The sequence below is a fragment of the Polaromonas sp. P1_G2 genome (assembly GCF_056405515.1).
On record NZ_JBFUBY010000612.1, the window covers coordinates 1 to 741 of the forward strand.

Consider the following 741-nt stretch of genomic DNA (forward strand, 5'->3'; position numbering starts at 1 on the left):
TGGGCGCCTGCCGTCGGTCATACCCGATGACCGCAAGCTTGGCTTCGATCTTGCCACAATAATCTTCGACAAGGGCTACCGCCGCCCGGCCTTTCTCAACCTGGCTGGCCACCTTGTCGCCAGTTCGTTGCGGGCCCAGGGCTTTATCGAGGCGGCGGCGGCCCGCGGGCTGGATGTCAAGCGCTCGATCCAGTCGGCCGCCAAGCCTGGCTACGACGACCAGCCGAGATATATCTCCGACCAGATCCTTCCGCGGCTGTTTTCCGGTCCTGAGCGGCCGGATCTCATCCTCTGCGGACAGGATACCCTTGCAATGGATGTCTATTCGGTGCTGTCCGAGATGGGGCTGAGGGTCGGCCGTGACGTCGCCGTCGCCAGTTTCGACAATCTCGAGCCGATCGCCAGCCTGCTGCGCCCGGGCCTTTCGACCATGGAACTGCCCTATTATGAGATGGGACGGCGCGCGATGATGCATGCCATCGACAGGCCGGGCGATGCCTTGACCCTCCGCCTTGCGGGCCATTTCATCGAGCGCGCATCCATGTAAAGCCAGCTACGTCGCGACAAAACGTCCTTGAAAACACCAATTGACAACGTGAGACAACTCTGACACTCAATTGTCTCACGTTGTCAATGGACGGCGGTCACTGGGGAGGTTCGTGATGAAACGCATTCTTTTTGCGGGCGTGGCTCTTGCCGCCTGCCTTTCGGCTTCGCATGCCTTTGCAGGCAAGATCACCG

General features: G+C 60.6%; 1 protein-coding gene. It reads left to right on the forward strand.

The window, feature by feature from the left end; genetic code table 11:
- A partial coding sequence (locus AC1D0P_RS26510; RefSeq protein ID WP_477679453.1) for a substrate-binding domain-containing protein occupies positions 1-547 on the forward strand: 547 nt, incomplete at its 5' end.
- Positions 548-741: the final 194 nt, after the last annotated feature.